The following is a 16,558-nucleotide window of genomic DNA, read 5'->3' on the forward strand; positions in this document are numbered from 1 at the left end:
CAGGATTTAGTTGTGGCTACGTATTTTGCTTAGCACTGCATATGCAACGCAGGCCACAAGAATGGAATCCAGTGAGGGAATGGTTGTTAGCGTAAACAGGCCTTTAACGGTCATAAAGCCTACTGCTGAGCCCAGAATCCACGCAACAAACGTCAGCACTTTGATTTGTGGCTCGCGTGTCAGCACCGACTCTTCATAACCATTACGGCGATAAAGGAAGAAGTCGGAGATGTAGATCCCGGCGACCGGCGGTGTGGCAATGCCGAGGAACAGCAGGAACGGAATGAACCACGCCATGATATCCATACTGCCGACTATCGCCGCCAGCACGCCAAGTGCGATGGTGATTTGCCATTTCGGAAAACGGGTCAGCAGCGTAGAAACTACTAACGTACCCTGGAACATGTTCCCGGCATTACCCGTTACGCAGGCAAAAATAAGCAGCAGCGCGGCAGGCATTACTGCACCGAATACTGCCATCGCTCCTAACAACGAATTTTGCCCACTCAGTGCGCTCGGAGTGGCTCCCGCCCAATACAGCAGCGGATAGGCCACCAGGAAGGTTATCGCAGCGGCAATAATGGCGTGTTTGCGGTTATGCACGAAGCTGCCAAAATCGGGTAGGGTAGCAACCAGCACAATAATCGTGCCCACGACCGTTGAAACCGCAACGCCGGTATTCATGCTGACTACCGCAGCGGGTGCGGCAACGTCGGTATGAGTGGCGACATACAGGCAGTAGCAAAGCACGGCGGCAATGACCGGAACGGCAATTTGCGCGACTTTGCCCAGCACCGCGAAGCCAAACGCAGTAGAGGCGACAAAAATCACGCAACCTGCCGCAACCAATAGTTGCACCGGCACTTCCAGCCCGTGCTGCGCCAGTAAATCGTGTACCGAATGGCCGAACATATTGGCCGTGACCGCAATCCAGCCAAACAGGCTGATTGCCATCAGAATGTTGATAGCAATTGCACCTTTTTCACCAAATGGATATTTCACAATCCCGTAGGTGGGCAGACGGGCTTTTTCGCCTACGCTGATGGTGATGGCGGCGAGAACGGTCAGGATCAACCCGCCGATAATCACCACGCTAACCAGGCCTGAGCTGGAAAGCTGGCTTCCCAGGCTTGAGGACGATAGCAGGACCGGTGTTACAGCGATCCCCAGCAAAATCATGGCAATACGCAACCCTGACGCCGTGTTGAGACTTTCTTCTGTCTTACGCATATCTTGTTCCTTCTGAATTGCGTTTTACGCAGTATGGAAATGCCCGGTGTATTTGCGCCAGCTTCCCAGCTCGGTTATCTCTTTCTGGCCTTCGGTCAGCCAGTTTTCTGCCAGTACGCCCAGCACGATGCTGCCGTCGGCCAGTTTTACTTTGCCGATAGACAGGCCAGCCGGTTCGCTTTCCAGCAGAGCGGCAAAGCTTGCCAGTGGCAGTTCCCAGATTTCCAGCTCCACGCTGGTGCCGCCATGCATCACACGGATCATGCCAGGATGATCGTCGTTAATGCTCCACAGGCGATAGTGCGGGTCGGTGCGGTCTTCACGCACGAAGATGCCGCCTGCTTTTTGCATGTTTGGGTTCAGTTTCAGGCCGCGCATCAGGGTGCCGTTTACCGCGAGTAACGTTGTTGCTGTCATGGTGTTATTCCTTATTCTCAGAGGTAATCCAGGTGCCGCTTTGATGATTCAGTGCGGCTTTAATCGCTTGTGGGCTGGTGATCAGGCCGTTGGCATTTTTGCCGTTTTTTTGGCTGGCGTTGACGAAGCCAAGAATCGCTTCCACTTTCGGCTGCATGCTGCCAACGCCGAACTGGCCTTCATCAAGCAGCGTTTGGGCTTGCGCGATGCTCAGCGTATCCAGCCATTGCTGTTGTGGAGTGCCGAAGTTAATCGCCACTTTCTCCACGCCGGTTGGGATCAGCAGCAGATCCGCACCGAGCTGGCTTGCCAGCAGCGCAGACGCCAGATCTTTATCGATCACCGCTTCAACGCCTTTCAGTTGATGCTGTTCATCGCGAACCACCGGAATACCGCCGCCGCCGCAGGCGATAACGATATAACCCTGCTTAACCAGGTTGGCGATGGTGTCGCGTTCGATGATTTCGAGCGGAGCCGGTGACGGTACGGTACGACGCCAGCCGCGACCCGCGTCTTCCATCATCGTCCAGCCGAGTTCCTGCTGGCGCTGAACGGCGGTTTGTTCGTCCATAAACGCGCCAACGGGTTTGTTCGGATTAGCGAAAGCGTGGTCGTTTTGATTCACCAGCGTTTGAGTTACGAGAGTGACAACGGGTTTTGAAATGCCACGGCGCGCCAGTTCGTTGTGCAACGCTTTCTGGAACATGTAGCCGATTGCGCCCTGGGTATCGCCGACTGCATAGTCCAGCGGTACCGGAGCGACTTCTGCACTGGCAAGTTCGGAGCGGCGCAGAATAAAGCCGACCTGCGGACCGTTACCATGGGTGAGCACCAGATTCCATCCGGCTTCGACCATATCGGTAATGTGCTTAACGCTTTCCATCACCGCTTCGTACTGATCGGGAATGCTGTTGTGGCGATCGTCCTGGATTAGGGCATTGCCGCCTACAGCGACGACAGCTAAAGGCTTGCTCATTTTTTTGCTCCCTGCATTACGGTTTGCGCCAGTGCCTGAATTGCATCTACGAAACAGGACATCGGCGCGGTGGTGATCCCGGCGCCAATCTGGCCTACGCCTGCCTGTTTGTGGGCGATACCGGTGTTAATGACCGGCAGAATGCCGCGGTCAGCCACTTTGCGTGCGTCGATGCCCGCCGCCGTTGGTGCGAAGTTCAGCGCTGGCAGAGTAAACGCCGGGTTTGAGCCAAGCGTGATGAACTGCATACGACGGCTGTTATTGGTAGCATCAGCAGGGGTGCCGCCCACGAATTTCACGATTGCCGGAGAAGAGGCCATAGCGAAGCCGCCGACGCCTGCGGTTTCGGTGATTGCACTGTCGCCCAAATCCGCCGCAGCGTCGTCCACGCCGTAGCCTGGGAAGAACAGGCCTTCAACCGGGTTCGCCGGAGCCTGGAACCACTGGTCGCCCGTGCCGGATAAGCGGATCCCAAAATTCACGCCGTTGCGCGCCATGACCGTAACCATTGAGCTGAACGGTACGCCAGCGGCGGCGTCCATCATGACTTTACAGGCCGCCATCGAAAGATTAAGGAAGAAATGGTCGTTGCCGGTGATAAACGCCACCACGCGTTGCATGACTTCCAGCGGCAGATTGCTGGCCAGCAGAGCAGGCACCAGACGTTTGATCAGTAAGCCTGTGGCAGCAGCGTTGCGGTTGTGCACTTCATCGCCCATGTGCAGCGCTTGTGCCATCAGCGGTTTTAATTCCAGCTCGCCGATATGACGTACCGCCACTTTCAGCGCCGGAGCCAGTTCGTTGCGCATCCAGTGCAGACGTTGCAACACTTCGTCGTTATTCGCGCCAAAGCGTAAAACTTTGCCCAGCCCTTCGTTGAAGTTACAGAACGCACGCTGGCCGTTTGTTTTGTTTTCAATCACCCACAGCGGCATGGACGGGCTGATAATCCCCGCCATTGGGCCGACGGCGGTGTAGTGGTGGCATGGCTCGAGATCTATATTGCCGCTTTTGGCGAGCAGTTCGGCCTCTTCATGTCTGGTGGCCCAGCCTTCAAACAGGATCGCGCCGACAATCGCGCCTTTCACCGGGCCGCACATATTTTCCCAGCTAATCGGCGGGCCAGAGTGCAAAATCAGTTTGCGTTCGGCCATTGCCGGAATGGCTTCATCGGCCATCATCACGTCAACCAGCACCGGCTGGGCGTTCAGGTAACGCTCCATCGCCACCTGGTTGGCTTGCTCAACGAGTGGGTGGCGCAGTAAATCCGCCAGATCTAAACCGGCGTCGATATTCCCCAACGCAGGGGGTTGCCAGCTTAGCGCGATGGCTTCGCCACCCACTTTCTGAATATTGTTGGCGAAGCCCGCAAGCCCCGCATTGACCACTTTCAGCGGCTGATTAAATAAGGTGTTCATGCGGATACTCCGTTTTTCTTAACCTGAATCTGTGCAGCGATGCTCGCCCAGGTGGCGGCCTGTGCGTTGCAATCGGCAACGATAACGCCTGCCGCGCGCAGGGCATCAATCTGGCGGCTGCGCTGTTGCGGATCTGCCTGGGTGCCGCAAACGTGGGCGATCAGCAGCGGAGCGTTGGCTTTGTCGATTTTTGCCAGCAACTCCAGCAATTCGGCGGCGGGTTCTTCGGCTGCGCCATAGCCCAGCACCAGGTCAAATAGCACAACGGCGGTTTGCGGATCGTTGAGTTCTGCAAGCAGGCGCTGGTTACGCAGCGTTGGATCGATCATCGGGTGCGGTTTGCCACGAGTGAAATCGTCGTCACCCATGTCGATCAGCGTATGTCCCGCGCTCTTCCAGATGTCGGCCAGTTTGCTGTTGCCGGAAACAGGTGTGTTGGACGAAGCTGTAAAGCCGTGCTGTTGGCAAAGTAGCTGCGCTTCGTAACAGAAGGTGCCGCCAGCAAATACACCGCGAATCAACTGGCGAGTTGCAGGCAAGGGAAGGCAGGCTTTTTCCAGCGCGGCGATTTGTGCGGCATCTGGCTGCAAGGCGTGCTGAGCCAGGGGCGTTTTATTCAGCAGTGCGACGGCAAGGTCGGCTGCGCTGGCGAGGGTGCACGCTGCGGTAACGTTAGGGCGGGTAATATCTTCTGATTTGGCACCGAGGAAGTTAACAACTACCGGTTTACCTGCCGCCTGAGCCTGTTCCAGAATGCGTTCAGCTACGGCTTTTGAAGGTGGCTTGGAGATTAACACGATCACTTTTGTCGCTTCATCTTCTGCCAGTGCTTGCAGGCCGAACAACATAGAAATGCCGCCGATTTCCTCGCTTAAATCGTGCCCGCCGGTACCGAGTGCCTGGGAAATACCCGCGCCAAGCTGGTCGATACGGCAGGTGACTTCCTGCACGCCAGTGCCGGATGCACCGACTACACCAATCGCACCACGATTCACAACGTTGGCAAAGCCGAGCGGAATACCGTTAACAATGGCGGTGCCGCAGTCCGGCCCCATCACAATCAGGTTGCGTTCGCGGGCGTGGACTTTAATCGCTTTTTCCTGCGCGACGCTGACGTTATCGCTGAACATCATCACGTTCATGCCGAGGTTCAGCGCTTTCATGGCTTCGGCGGCGGCGTAATCGCCAGGGACGGAAATCAGTGCCAGATTCGCCTGTGGCTCTTTTTCCAGCGCCATCTCCATGCTGACCAAATCTGGCGTGCGTACACCGTCGTTATTGTCTTGTGCAGGTTTGCTGTTCAGGCGTTCATGGGCCAGAGCCAGCGCTTCCTGGCAGGCGTCTTCTTCGCCCATCACTGCAATGATCAGGTCGTTCGGCCCGGCGCTGATGTTGTCCCCAAGCCCGACGTCATGCAGTTGTTCGAGGTTGGTGGCGGTGCCCATAACGACCGATGCCTGCTGAATGCCGGGTAACTTGCTGATTTGGGCTGAAATCTGCATCAGGGAGACGGAATCCTGATAGAGATTTTTGAAAACTTTATAATCTACTTTCATCGGTTTATGCCTGTTTCTTACTGCCCAATCGTGAAATTCGGGCAAAGCGATCCCGTGCAGAGTTTCTGTGGCTCTACAGGGGGGATTTTGTAATGTCAGAGCGTGGCTTTTAAGTTACGCAACCCGTGCAGCATTCCGGCGAGACAATCCACGCCTGATGAGGCGCCAAACTGCATAACCTGTTCGGCAGCGTGGACAACCGCCATAGTCTGCGCCTGTGAGGTGAGTTGTTCCTGCAACGCGCAAACGGGCTGTGAAAAATGACCTTCCAAAGCCCGGCTGAGATAGTGACGGCTGATGTCCGTGGTTCGCGTCAGGTGCTGCGCTATCAGCGATTGCATCCGCTTCTGGTGCGTTTGTAGTTCTGGCGTGAGTTTCCAGGGACTAAGGGCTGCCAGATAACCCAACAGATAATCATCGCCATCCGGCGTTAAACCTTTGCCATAGCCGATTAGCTTCACGACCTGGTTTTCGAGCGACTCAGGTTGTTCCTGTGGTATCAGTCGCAGCCTGCTTTCGTCTTGGCTCACCGGAGCGGAGGCCCAAAACAGATCGCTTTCCACCCGGTGTTCCAGGCAGTAGAGCAGCAATTGCGAGGCCAGCGTTTCGTAGTGCTGCAAAGCCTCTGGCAGCGCGTTCAGACTTAACGACTTGCCGCTAAGCCTGGGTTGCCAGACTACCGCTTCACTTAACTTCACCTGCCAATGCAGCGACTGAATGTGTTCCGCTGTCAGTTGAACGGCTTCACCCCGGTTTGCCTGCTGTCGCCAGTCCCAGTTGTGGGGTAAATCCACACACACGGCATCGGGTAAGTTCTGGTAAAACTCTGCATCTAAAAGCGTGAAAAGATAGCCATCGTCAGCGATAAGGTTTAAAGTGTGCGCAAAACAGCTATGAACATGCGCATTCTTCGGTAACCGTGTGGCAGCGAGATACCCAATGGATACGGCTGCATGCGTGACGATAGCCATGTTGCTTAGCCTTTCAGACCTTTGATGATGGCATCGGCGTTGCTGACCCAGCCAAAGATCGCGCCCTGGGCTTTGATCATCTCCAGCGCGTATTTTTGGAATTCAGGGAAGTAAGAACCTACGCAGTCTTCTGGAATGATGCACTCGTAGCCGCGATCGTTCGCTTCACGCACCGTGGTGTTCACGCAAACTTCGGTCGTTACGCCGCACACAATCAGCGTTTTGATGCCGTTGTTTTGCAGAATCAGATGTAAATCAGTTTGGTAGAACGCACCTTTACCCGGTTTGTCGATGATTGGCTCACCGGCAACGGGATACAGTTCAGGAATGATGTCGTGCCCGGCTTCGCCACGTACCAATGTGCGGCCCATTGGGCCTGGTTCGCCGATAAAAGTCTTACCGCCGCGAGTGAGTTTGGCTGGTGGGCAATCGGTCAAATCCGGGCGATGGCCTTCACGAGTGTGGATAACCAACAGATCTTTGTTTCGCGCCACTTCCAGTACGTGTTTACACGGTTCAATCGCACTGCGAACCAGTGAAACATCATTACCTAACGCTTCGCCAAAACCACCGGCTTCCACGAAATCACGCTGCATATCAATCATCACCAGCGCGGTTGTTTTTCGATCAAAGGGCAGAGCAAAAGGTTGAGCTTCAAAAGCATGAGTCATCTTAAAATCTCCAGTTCACCAGGTGAATAATTACATTGTCTGTAGACGAGTATTCAGAAGATGTGCTGCTTAAAACAGCGAAATAGTTTCCGTGGGTGCAACGAATAATTTGCATTAACGAAATTGATTAACAAGTGCTGGAGATGAATTGTGAGAGGGGTCAAATTGTGGACGGGCAACTGCAAAAAAGTTGATGTAAAAGCCCGTCAGGCACTAAAAAATTGTCGCAATAATGTGAGCCTGACGGGCTTTGAATTAAATGGGTTACTTGCTTGCACCATAGCGCTCAAACCACGCTAACATCCGTTGCCAGCCATCTTTGGCTGAATCTGCATGATAGCTCGGGCGATAGTCGGCATTAAAAGCATGTCCAGCTTCCGGATAAACGATGATTTCTGCGTTGGCATTAGCAGCACGCAACGCATGGCGCATGGTTTCCACAGTATCCTGCGCAATGCCCGTATCCTGCCCGCCATAAAGCCCAAGCACTGGCGCATTTAAATTGACTGCGATGTCGACAGGGTGATGCGGAGAATTTAATGTCTTTTCGCCCACTAATTTGCCATACCAGGCCACGGCCGATTTCAACTGCGGATTATGTGCGGCATACAGCCAGGTTATTCGGCCACCCCAACAAAACCCCGTCATCATCAAACGATGTGCATCACCACCGTTTCTTGCCGCCCAATTGGCGACGTGATCCAGATCCGCGAGCACCTGTGCATCGGGCACTTTTGAAACCAGCTCGCTGAACAAGGTAGGGATATCGGCATAATCATTAGGATCACCCTGGCGGAAATAGAGCTCCGGCGCGATTGCCAGGTACCCTTCCAGCGCCAGGCGACGGCAGACATCGCGAATATGCTCATGCACGCCGAAAATTTCCTGCACTACAATCACGATGGGTAAGGGGCCAGCAGCATCTTTTGGCCTGGCGTGATAAGCAGGCATGTTTTCGCCCTGCGTAGGAATTGAGGTTTCCCCTGCATGAAGAGCATCATTTGGGGTATGCAATGCGGTTGAAGCAAGAGGGGAGGCCGCTGGCGCAAAATGCCCGCCCGGTGATTTATCTATATGTTCTTCTTTCATTGGTATTCTCCTTACCAGAAATAGCGCATTGCGATAACTATAGCTTTTCCCCGTTATTCTTCGAGTTGCTGGTGGATTGTTTGGTTGCTCTCATCTCAATATCAGAACGACGAACACCACCCCTTTAAGTGTGATTTTCATCACTATTGCAGTTGAAAATAATGTAACTTGTTTGATTCAAAGTGAAATGCGTCACGAAATTCTTTGCGGGGGTTCTGTACAGTACCCCCATAGCAATGTAAGCCAACCTATTCAACGCAGGAGTCTGTTATGTCCAAGTCTGATGTTTTTCACCTCGGCCTCACTAAAAGCGATCTGCAAGGGGCAACACTTGCCATCGTCCCGGGCGATCCAGAGCGAGTTGAAAAAATCGCTGTGCTGATGGACAAGCCGGTCAAATTGGCTGCCCACCGTGAATTTACTACCTGGCGTGCTGAGTTAGATGGCAAGCCAGTTATCGTCTGTTCCACCGGTATCGGTGGTCCATCAACCTCTATCGCGGTTGAAGAGCTGGCGCAGCTGGGGATTCGTACTTTCCTGCGTATCGGGACGACCGGTGCCATCCAGCCACATATCAATGTTGGTGATGTTCTGGTGACAACTGCTTCTGTGCGCCTTGATGGTGCCAGTCTGCACTTTGCACCAATGGAATATCCAGCCGTTGCTGACTTCGCCTGTACTACCGCACTGGTTGAAGCCGCGAAATCTATCGGCGCGACCACACACATTGGTGTGACTGCATCTTCCGATACCTTCTACCCAGGCCAGGAGCGTTACGACACCTTCTCAGGCCGCGTAGTTAACCGCTACAAAGGCTCCATGGAAGAGTGGCAGCAGATGGGCGTGATGAACTATGAGATGGAATCTGCAACACTTCTGACCATGTGTGCAAGCCAGGGGTTGCGTGCGGGTATGGTTGCAGGCGTGATTGTGAACCGTACTCAGCAAGAAATTCCTAACGCTGAAACGATGAAGAAAACCGAAAGCCACGCAGTGAAAATCGTTGTAGAAGCAGCTCGTCGCCTAATCTAATTCCGCTAAAGCCGGCGCAAGCCGGCTTATTTTTATGCTTTGCGTAATGCCTCGCAGTAAACTCCTTTTCATCTGGACATTTATACAGCACAATTTTATTTTGCTGGTGTCTGGCATGGCTTGTGGGAGTGACTGTGGATATTTCTATTTTATTCGGGCTCGGTATTGCGCTGGTTGGTGTTCTGACTGGCTGGCTGCTGGCAAGTTTGCGGGCAGCACAGCGGCAATCCGCACTGCATGAAGAACAACGAGAAATCTACGGCGAGCTGACTGCCGCCCGGCAGGAGTTACAGCAAAATCAGCACTGGAAGGATGAGTGCGAGCAACTCAATCGCGAATTGCGCACTCAGCTTGAAATTAACAGTGCCCAGGAAGCAGATATCCGCGAACTCTCCACGCTACTAGAACAAACCCGCCTTAATGCCGATGATAAACATCGTCAGATGCTCAATAGTGAACAGCGCCTGAGCGAACAGTTTGAAAACCTCGCCAACCGTATTTTTGAGCAAAGTGGCCGCAAAGTTGAAGAACAAAACCGCCAGAGTCTGAACGGCTTACTTTCCCCTTTGCGTGAACAACTGGATGGCTTTCGCCGCCAGGTTCAGGAAAGTTTTGGGCAGGAAGCTCGCGAGCGCCACACGCTAACCCACGAAATTCGTAACCTTCAGCAGCTTAATGCTCAAATGGCGCAAGAGGCGCTGAACCTTACTAAAGCGCTGAAAGGGGACAATAAAACGCAGGGCAACTGGGGTGAAGTTGTATTAACGCGTGTTCTGGAGGCATCCGGTTTACGCGAAGGTTATGAATACGAAACCCAGGTGAATATTCAGCTAGAAAATAATAGCCGCATGCAGCCTGATGTGATCGTGCGTTTGCCGCAAGGTAAAGACGTGGTGATCGACGCCAAGATGACGCTGGTGGCCTATGAGCGTTACTACAATGGTGACGACGAATTAACTCGTGAAAGCGCACTCAACGAACACATTGCTGCGGTACGTAACCATATCCGCATGCTTGGCCGTAAAGATTACCAACAGTTGCCTGGGCTACGTTCACTGGATTATGTGCTGATGTTTATTCCTGTAGAGCCTGCATTTTTACTGGCTATCGATCGCCAGCCGGAACTGATCAGCGAAGCCCTCAAAAATAACATCATGCTGGTTAGCCCGACCACTTTGCTGGTGGCGCTACGAACAGTTGCCAATTTGTGGCGTTACGAGCACCAAAGCCGGAATGCGCAACAAATTGCCGAACGCGCCAGCCGCCTGTATGACAAAATGCGCCTCTTTGTTGATGATATGTCGGCAATTGGTCAAAGCCTGGATAAAGCGCAGGATAACTACCGGCAGGCTATGAAAAAACTCGCTACCGGACGCGGAAATATTCTGCTCCAGGCCGATGCATTTCGTGGCCTTGGTGTTGAGGTTAAACGTGAGATTAATCCAGATTTAGTCGAGCAGGCCAGACTTGAAGACGGCGATAACACCGAGCGCCATGGGTATGAAAACGACGAAGAAAACAACGCAGAGAACAGTTTAGAAGATCGACGCATCGTAGGTGAGCGTTAAGCGCTGCCTAAGCTCGCGGCTTGAAGCATAGGGCTTTAGGCCTCATTCTGTTACACTTCACAAACATTTTTTGGATAAGCAGGCATCGAGATGGTTGAAGAATCCCAGGAAACAACACACTTTGGCTTCCGCACTGTAGCGAAGGAACAAAAGGCCGATATGGTCGCTCATGTGTTCCATTCTGTAGCGGCAAAATACGACGTGATGAATGACCTGATGTCATTCGGCATCCATCGTATCTGGAAGCGTTTTACCATTGATTGCAGTGGTGTTCGCCGTGGTCAACGTGTACTGGATTTAGCCGGAGGGACTGGCGATTTGACCGCGAAGTTCTCCCGTCTGGTTGGCGAAACGGGCGAAGTGGTTCTGGCGGATATCAACGATTCCATGCTGAAAATGGGCCGTGAAAAACTACGCAACATCGGTGTGGTTGGCAACGTGAACTATGTTCAGGCTAACGCTGAAGCTCTGCCATTCCCGGATAACTTTTTTGATTGCATCACTATCTCTTTCGGCCTGCGTAATGTGACAGACAAAGAGAAAGCGCTGCGTTCGATGTACCGCGTGTTAAAACCAGGTGGCCGCCTGCTGGTGCTGGAATTCTCCAAACCAATTATCGAACCACTGAGCAAAGCTTACGATGCATACTCCTTCCACATTTTACCGCGTATCGGTGAAATTGTTGCGCAGGATGCAGAAAGCTACCGCTACCTGGCTGAGTCTATTCGTATGCACCCGGATCAAGATACGCTGAAAGCGATGATGGAAGATGCAGGTTTTGAAAATACTACCTACTTCAACCTGACTGCGGGCGTAGTTGCTCTGCACCGTGGCTATAAATTCTGACAGGGAGTTCGTGATGCCATTTACACCCCTGATGACGGCTGGAATTGAAAATATCCTCAATACATTTCTCTGGCGTGACCGTGGCTTAAAGGCGGCACGTCAGCGCTTAGTGGGTAAGGTGTTGCGTCTTGAACTCAAAGAGTTTTCATCGCCTATCGTTTTGGTGTTTAGCGAACAGCAAATTGATGTCTTAGCCCAGTGGGAAGGCGAAGCCGATTGCCTGGTGATCACAGGGCTTAGCACCTTGCCAAAACTACGCGACAGGCAGCAGCTTACTGCGCTAATTCGCAGCGGTGAATTGGAAGTACAAGGCGATCTTCAGGTGGTCCAGAATTGGGTTGCTTTGACGGATCTTGCCGAATTTGACCCAGCCGAACTGTTAGCTCCGTATATTGGCGATATTGCCGCCGAAGGTATCAGCAAGGTTATCCGTGGTGGCGGTAAGTTATTCAAAAAAGGATTTACTCGTAATCAGCAATACCTGTCAGAAGCCATTACGGAAGAGTGGAAAATGGCACCGGGATCGCTTGAGGTTGCATGGTTTGCTGAGGAAACGGCAGCAGTCGAAAGGAATGTTGACGCACTCATCGCGCGACTGAACAAACTGGAGAACAAATGACGCCTGGAGAAATTCGTCGCCTCTATTTCATTGTCCGCACTTTTCTTAGTTATGGTCTGGATGAACTGATACCTCGTGTCCGCATTACACTGCCATTACGTATCTGGCGGCGTATGCTGTTCTGGATGCCAAACCGCCATAAAGAAAAGCCTCTGGGTGAGCGTTTACGTCTGGCTTTACAAGAGCTTGGCCCGGTGTGGATCAAGTTTGGGCAGATGCTTTCTACACGTCGTGATTTGTTCCCGCCGCAAATTGCCGATCAACTGGCTATGTTGCAGGATCGCGTTGCACCGTTTGACGGAGCATTAGCTAAAAAACAAATCGAACAAGCGATGGGAGGGCTTCCTGTAGAAGCCTGGTTTGACGATTTTGAAATCAAGCCGCTCGCGTCAGCTTCCATTGCCCAGGTCCATACCGCTCGTCTGAAAGAGAATGGGCGAGAAGTGGTTATCAAAGTTATTCGTCCGGATATTCTGCCGATCATCAAAGCGGATATGAAACTCATCTATCGCCTCGCACGATGGGTGCCGCGTTTACTGCCTGATGGTCGTCGTTTGCGTCCGCTTGAAGTTGTACGCGAATATGAGAAGACCTTAATTGATGAGCTAAATTTGCTGCGCGAGTCGGCAAACGCCATTCAATTGCGCCGCAATTTTGAAGGCAGCTCGATGTTGTATGTGCCGGAAGTGTTTTCTGACTATTGCAGTCAGGACATGATGGTGATGGAGCGAATTTACGGTATTCCGGTTTCTGATATTGCGATGCTGCATCAGCAAGGTACCAATATGAAACTGTTGGCAGAACGCGGAGTGCAGGTCTTCTTCACTCAGGTGTTCCGTGACAGCTTCTTCCATGCCGATATGCACCCAGGCAATATCTTTGTCAGTTACGACCATCCAGAAGACCCGCAATACATTGGTATTGACTGCGGCATTGTGGGTTCGCTCAATAAAGAAGATAAGCGCTATCTGGCAGAAAACTTTATCGCCTTCTTTAATCGCGATTATCGTAAAGTCGCTGAACTGCATGTGGATTCAGGTTGGGTACCGCCAGACACCAATGTCGAAGACTTCGAATTTGCCATTCGTACCGTTTGCGAGCCTATCTTTGAAAAGCCATTAGCGGAAATTTCCTTTGGCCATGTACTGCTGAACCTGTTCAATACGGCACGTCGCTTTAATATGGAAGTGCAGCCACAGCTTGTTTTACTACAAAAGACGCTACTTTACGTTGAAGGGCTTGGAAGGCAGCTTTATCCGCAACTTGATTTATGGAAAACCGCCAAACCTTTCCTGGAAGATTGGATCAAAGATCAGGTGGGGATTCCTGCACTTATCCGTTCTTTTAAAGAAAAAGCACCGTTCTGGATAGAAAAAATGCCAGAATTGCCAGAATTGATGTACGACAGTTTGCGCCAGGGTAAACAATTACAGCACAGTGTTGATAAAATAACGCGAGATTTGCAACGCAATCAGGTACGTCAATCGCAATCGCGCTATTTGTTTGGTATTGGCGCTACGCTGATGTTAAGCGGGACTTTATTATTGATTAATAAACCAGAATGGGAATTTATGCCTGCCTGGTTGATGGCCGGGGGTATTGTGACCTGGTTGATCGGCTGGCGGCGCTCAACCTGAGTTGTTTTTAATCGTTTTTAACAGACAACGTGCGGTACAATACAGGCCGTAATCTATTCATCACTGTGATTTGAGGCAACATTATGGGTGGTATCAGTATTTGGCAATTGTTGATCATTGCCGTGATCGTCGTTCTGCTTTTCGGCACCAAGAAACTGGGTTCTATCGGTTCTGATTTGGGCGCATCCATCAAAGGCTTTAAAAAGGCCATGAGCGATGATGAAGACAAAGAGAAAGATAAATCCGTTCAGGATGCTGATTTCACAGCGAAAACGCTTGCAGATAAGCAGCCTGGCGAAGTGAAAAAAGACGAAGCAAAGAGCAACGATAAAGAGCAGGTGTAAACCGTGTTCGATATTGGTTTCAGTGAGTTGCTGCTGGTATTCGTGATTGGCCTGATTGTCCTCGGGCCACAACGTTTGCCTGTGGCAGTTAAAACGGTTGTCGGTTGGGTTCGCGCTTTGCGTTCGCTTGCGGCAACTGTGCAAAATGAACTGGTTCAGGAACTGAAAATCCAGGAGTTGCAAGACAGCCTTAAGAAGGTTGAAAAAGCGAGCATGGATAATCTCACTCCGGAGCTAAAGGCATCAATGGATGAGCTGCGTCAAGCCGCTGAGTCAATGAAGCGCTCGTATACTCATGAACCTGAAAAGGGGAGCGACGAGGCTCATACCATTCATAACCCATTGATAAAAGATGCCGAGGATAGGCACGATGGCGTGACACCAGCCGCTGCTGCACACCAGGCCAGTGCGCCCGATCAGGCTCCTGCCGTTGAGTCTGAAACAGTTCCTGCACCTGTGGCAGTTTCTGACGAGTTGATCCAGCCTCAGATTAAACCCGTGGCAGAACCAGTCAAAATACCAGCGTCTTCTCAACCTTCGAGTGATAAACAGTAAACATGGCCGTAGAAGATACCCAACCGCTTATCAGCCATCTGATTGAGCTACGCAAGCGACTGTTAAATAGCATTATCGCTGTGCTGGTGATTTTCCTGGCACTGGTTTACTTTGCCAACGACATTTACCAAATCGTCTCCGCACCGCTTATCAGCCAGATGCCGATAGGCTCGACGATGATTGCTACCGATGTCGCATCACCGTTTTTTGCGCCAATTAAACTGACGATTTATGTCTCGGTTTTCTTGTCAGCACCGGTCATTCTTTATCAAATCTGGGCGTTTATTGCGCCTGCGCTTTATAAACACGAGCGCAAACTGGTTATGCCACTGCTGTTCTCCAGCACGATGCTGTTTTATATCGGCATCGCTTTTGCCTATTTCGTGGTGTTTCCGCTAGCGTTTGGGTTCCTGACGAAAACCGCGCCTATAGGCGTCGTGATGTCTACTGACATAACGAAATACCTCGATTTTGTCATGGCATTGTTTATGGCATTTGGTGTGGCGTTTGAAGTACCGGTGGCGATTATTCTTTTGTGCTGGATGGGTGTAACCAGCCCGGAAGCGTTAAAGAAAAAGCGCCCGTACATTCTGGTTGGTGCATTTGTGGTTGGCATGCTGTTGACTCCGCCGGATGTCTTCTCGCAAACACTGCTGGCAATTCCGATGTACTGCCTGTTTGAAGTCGGTGTGTTCTTCTCTCGTTTCTATGTCGGTAAAGGACGTAGAAGAGGTGAAGAAGACCCGGAAGATGCTCCAGAAGCAGAAGACCAACACTCTAATAAAGAGTCATAATTTCAGGCCGCCCATCAGGGCGGTCGTCGTTTGGAAGGCGCTATGTTTGATATCGGTGTAAATCTTACCAGCTCACAGTTTGCGAAAGACCACGTAGAGGTTGTCGCTCGAGCGCATTCAGCGGGAGTCAGTGGCATGTTGCTGACCGGTACGAATCTGCATGAAAGTCAGCAGGCTTTGTTACTGGCGCAACAGTATCAAGGATGTTGGTCCACGGCTGGTGTTCACCCTCATGATGCCAGCCAGTGGCAAGACGAAACGGCAGAGGCCATTCGCAAACTTGCTGGTGCTTCTGAAGTGGTTGCAATCGGCGAGTGTGGCCTGGATTTCAACCGTAATTTCTCCACACCTGCTGAACAAGAGCGTGCTTTTACCGCACAACTGGCCCTTGCGGCTGACCTGATGATGCCGGTATTTTTACACTGCCGTGAAGCACACGAACGCTTTATTGCTCTGCTTGACCCCTGGCTCGATAAATTGCCAGGTGTGGTGCTGCACTGCTTTACCGGTACAGAAAATGAAGCTCGTGAGTGTCTGGCACGTGGACTTTTTATTGGCGTGACCGGTTGGGTGTGCGATGAGCGCCGTGGCCTTGAACTACGTGAGTTGCTACCCGTGATTCCCGCGCATCAACTGCTGCTGGAAACTGATGCCCCCTATTTGTTACCGCGGGATCTAAAACCAAAACCTGCTTCCCGTCGGAACGAACCCTGCTACTTGCCACATATCCTGAACAAGGTGGCCCAATGGCGTGGAGAAGATCCTGCCTGGCTTGAGCAAGTAACAGATGACAATGCCCGCCGTCTTTTCCGGCTGGCTTAATTCAGGAGAAAGT

Annotated in this window: 17 protein-coding genes; 9 read left to right on the forward strand and 8 right to left on the reverse strand. The window is 52.0% G+C overall.

From position 1 onward, the window contains the following. Positions 1-6: 6 nt before the first annotated feature. The 8 genes from M979_RS18560 to M979_RS18595 form a co-directional block, all read right to left on the reverse strand. Complete coding sequence (locus M979_RS18560; protein ID WP_064555998.1) at positions 7-1,230, reverse strand: cytosine permease; 1,224 nt, start codon at positions 1,228-1,230, stop codon at positions 7-9. A gap of 24 nt (positions 1,231-1,254) precedes the next feature. Continuing rightward, positions 1,255-1,647: an allophanate hydrolase-related protein gene (locus tag M979_RS18565; RefSeq protein WP_064555999.1), complete on the reverse strand. Its 393-nt coding sequence runs from the start codon at positions 1,645-1,647 to the stop codon at positions 1,255-1,257. A 4-nt stretch (positions 1,648-1,651) separates the two neighbouring features. Further along, positions 1,652-2,623 (reverse strand): carbamate kinase, encoded by a 972-nt coding sequence (gene arcC, locus M979_RS18570; RefSeq protein WP_064556000.1) that lies wholly within the window; start codon positions 2,621-2,623, stop codon positions 1,652-1,654. After that, positions 2,620-4,041, reverse strand: coding sequence for a YlbE family protein (locus tag M979_RS18575; RefSeq protein ID WP_064556001.1), 1,422 nt, complete (start codon positions 4,039-4,041; stop codon positions 2,620-2,622). The genes arcC and M979_RS18575 overlap by 4 nt, the downstream gene beginning before the upstream one ends. Continuing rightward, on the reverse strand, positions 4,038-5,597 hold the full coding sequence (gene fdrA / locus M979_RS18580) for an acyl-CoA synthetase FdrA (RefSeq protein ID WP_064556002.1): 1,560 nt from the start codon (positions 5,595-5,597) through the stop codon (positions 4,038-4,040). Before fdrA ends, M979_RS18575 begins: the two co-directional genes overlap by 4 nt. Before the next feature lie 95 nt (positions 5,598-5,692). After that, positions 5,693-6,568, reverse strand: coding sequence for an oxamate carbamoyltransferase subunit AllH family protein (locus tag M979_RS18585; protein ID WP_064556003.1), 876 nt, complete (start codon positions 6,566-6,568; stop codon positions 5,693-5,695). Positions 6,569-6,573: 5 nt separating this feature from the next. Beyond that, entirely contained in the window at positions 6,574-7,239 is a 666-nt protein-coding gene (locus M979_RS18590) for a cysteine hydrolase family protein (protein WP_034461659.1), read from the reverse strand. Between the two features lie 264 nt (positions 7,240-7,503). Further along, positions 7,504-8,328, reverse strand: a complete 825-nt coding sequence (locus M979_RS18595; protein ID WP_064556004.1) for a dienelactone hydrolase family protein — start codon at positions 8,326-8,328, stop codon at positions 7,504-7,506. 270 nt (positions 8,329-8,598) lie between these two features. Here M979_RS18595 and udp point away from each other — a divergent pair, with 270 nt between their 5' ends. The 9 genes from udp to tatD all read left to right on the forward strand — a co-directional run bounded on the left by udp (position 8,599) and on the right by tatD (position 16,545). Beyond that, complete coding sequence (gene udp / locus M979_RS18600) at positions 8,599-9,360, forward strand: uridine phosphorylase (RefSeq protein ID WP_034461657.1); 762 nt, start codon at positions 8,599-8,601, stop codon at positions 9,358-9,360. Between the two features lie 134 nt (positions 9,361-9,494). Next, positions 9,495-10,928: a DNA recombination protein RmuC gene (gene rmuC, locus M979_RS18605; protein ID WP_064556005.1), complete on the forward strand. Its 1,434-nt coding sequence runs from the start codon at positions 9,495-9,497 to the stop codon at positions 10,926-10,928. 90 nt (positions 10,929-11,018) lie between these two features. Further along, positions 11,019-11,774: a bifunctional demethylmenaquinone methyltransferase/2-methoxy-6-polyprenyl-1,4-benzoquinol methylase UbiE gene (gene ubiE / locus M979_RS18610; protein ID WP_064556006.1), complete on the forward strand. Its 756-nt coding sequence runs from the start codon at positions 11,019-11,021 to the stop codon at positions 11,772-11,774. Positions 11,775-11,787: 13 nt separating this feature from the next. Then, complete coding sequence (gene ubiJ / locus M979_RS18615; protein ID WP_034461654.1) at positions 11,788-12,393, forward strand: ubiquinone biosynthesis protein UbiJ; 606 nt, start codon at positions 11,788-11,790, stop codon at positions 12,391-12,393. Continuing rightward, entirely contained in the window at positions 12,390-14,030 is a 1,641-nt protein-coding gene (gene ubiB, locus M979_RS18620; protein ID WP_064556007.1) for a ubiquinone biosynthesis regulatory protein kinase UbiB, read from the forward strand. The genes ubiJ and ubiB overlap by 4 nt, the downstream gene beginning before the upstream one ends. A gap of 83 nt (positions 14,031-14,113) precedes the next feature. Beyond that, positions 14,114-14,374 (forward strand): Sec-independent protein translocase subunit TatA, encoded by a 261-nt coding sequence (gene tatA, locus M979_RS18625; RefSeq protein ID WP_034461651.1) that lies wholly within the window; start codon positions 14,114-14,116, stop codon positions 14,372-14,374. Between the two features lie 3 nt (positions 14,375-14,377). After that, entirely contained in the window at positions 14,378-14,929 is a 552-nt protein-coding gene (gene tatB, locus M979_RS18630; protein WP_064556008.1) for a Sec-independent protein translocase protein TatB, read from the forward strand. A 2-nt stretch (positions 14,930-14,931) separates the two neighbouring features. Then, positions 14,932-15,723 carry a Sec-independent protein translocase subunit TatC gene (gene tatC, locus M979_RS18635; protein ID WP_034461647.1) on the forward strand — a complete coding sequence of 264 codons (792 nt, stop codon included), beginning with the start codon at positions 14,932-14,934 and terminating at the stop codon, positions 15,721-15,723. Between the two features lie 42 nt (positions 15,724-15,765). Next, complete coding sequence (gene tatD / locus M979_RS18640) at positions 15,766-16,545, forward strand: 3'-5' ssDNA/RNA exonuclease TatD (RefSeq protein ID WP_064556009.1); 780 nt, start codon at positions 15,766-15,768, stop codon at positions 16,543-16,545. Positions 16,546-16,558: the final 13 nt, after the last annotated feature.

Origin of the sequence: Buttiauxella noackiae ATCC 51607, assembly GCF_001654865.1 — a bacterium.
In the GTDB taxonomy this organism is placed as follows: domain Bacteria; phylum Pseudomonadota; class Gammaproteobacteria; order Enterobacterales; family Enterobacteriaceae; genus Buttiauxella; species Buttiauxella noackiae.

What these genes read in the sequence shown, in the direction of transcription:
- M979_RS18560 (WP_064555998.1), bottom strand. Translation starts at nt 1,230, where the DNA reads ATGCGTAAGACAGAAGAAAGTCTCAACACGGCGTCAGGGTTGCGTATT.
- M979_RS18565 (WP_064555999.1), bottom strand. Translation starts at nt 1,647, where the DNA reads ATGACAGCAACAACGTTACTCGCGGTAAACGGCACCCTGATGCGCGGC.
- arcC (WP_064556000.1), bottom strand. Translation starts at nt 2,623, where the DNA reads ATGAGCAAGCCTTTAGCTGTCGTCGCTGTAGGCGGCAATGCCCTAATC.
- M979_RS18575 (WP_064556001.1), bottom strand. Translation starts at nt 4,041, where the DNA reads ATGAACACCTTATTTAATCAGCCGCTGAAAGTGGTCAATGCGGGGCTT.
- fdrA (WP_064556002.1), bottom strand. Translation starts at nt 5,597, where the DNA reads ATGAAAGTAGATTATAAAGTTTTCAAAAATCTCTATCAGGATTCCGTC.
- M979_RS18585 (WP_064556003.1), bottom strand. Translation starts at nt 6,568, where the DNA reads ATGGCTATCGTCACGCATGCAGCCGTATCCATTGGGTATCTCGCTGCC.
- M979_RS18590 (WP_034461659.1), bottom strand. Translation starts at nt 7,239, where the DNA reads ATGACTCATGCTTTTGAAGCTCAACCTTTTGCTCTGCCCTTTGATCGA.
- M979_RS18595 (WP_064556004.1), bottom strand. Translation starts at nt 8,328, where the DNA reads ATGAAAGAAGAACATATAGATAAATCACCGGGCGGGCATTTTGCGCCA.
- udp (WP_034461657.1), top strand. Translation starts at nt 8,599, where the DNA reads ATGTCCAAGTCTGATGTTTTTCACCTCGGCCTCACTAAAAGCGATCTG.
- ubiE (WP_064556006.1), top strand. Translation starts at nt 11,019, where the DNA reads ATGGTTGAAGAATCCCAGGAAACAACACACTTTGGCTTCCGCACTGTA.
- ubiJ (WP_034461654.1), top strand. Translation starts at nt 11,788, where the DNA reads ATGCCATTTACACCCCTGATGACGGCTGGAATTGAAAATATCCTCAAT.
- ubiB (WP_064556007.1), top strand. Translation starts at nt 12,390, where the DNA reads ATGACGCCTGGAGAAATTCGTCGCCTCTATTTCATTGTCCGCACTTTT.
- tatA (WP_034461651.1), top strand. Translation starts at nt 14,114, where the DNA reads ATGGGTGGTATCAGTATTTGGCAATTGTTGATCATTGCCGTGATCGTC.
- tatC (WP_034461647.1), top strand. Translation starts at nt 14,932, where the DNA reads ATGGCCGTAGAAGATACCCAACCGCTTATCAGCCATCTGATTGAGCTA.
- tatD (WP_064556009.1), top strand. Translation starts at nt 15,766, where the DNA reads ATGTTTGATATCGGTGTAAATCTTACCAGCTCACAGTTTGCGAAAGAC.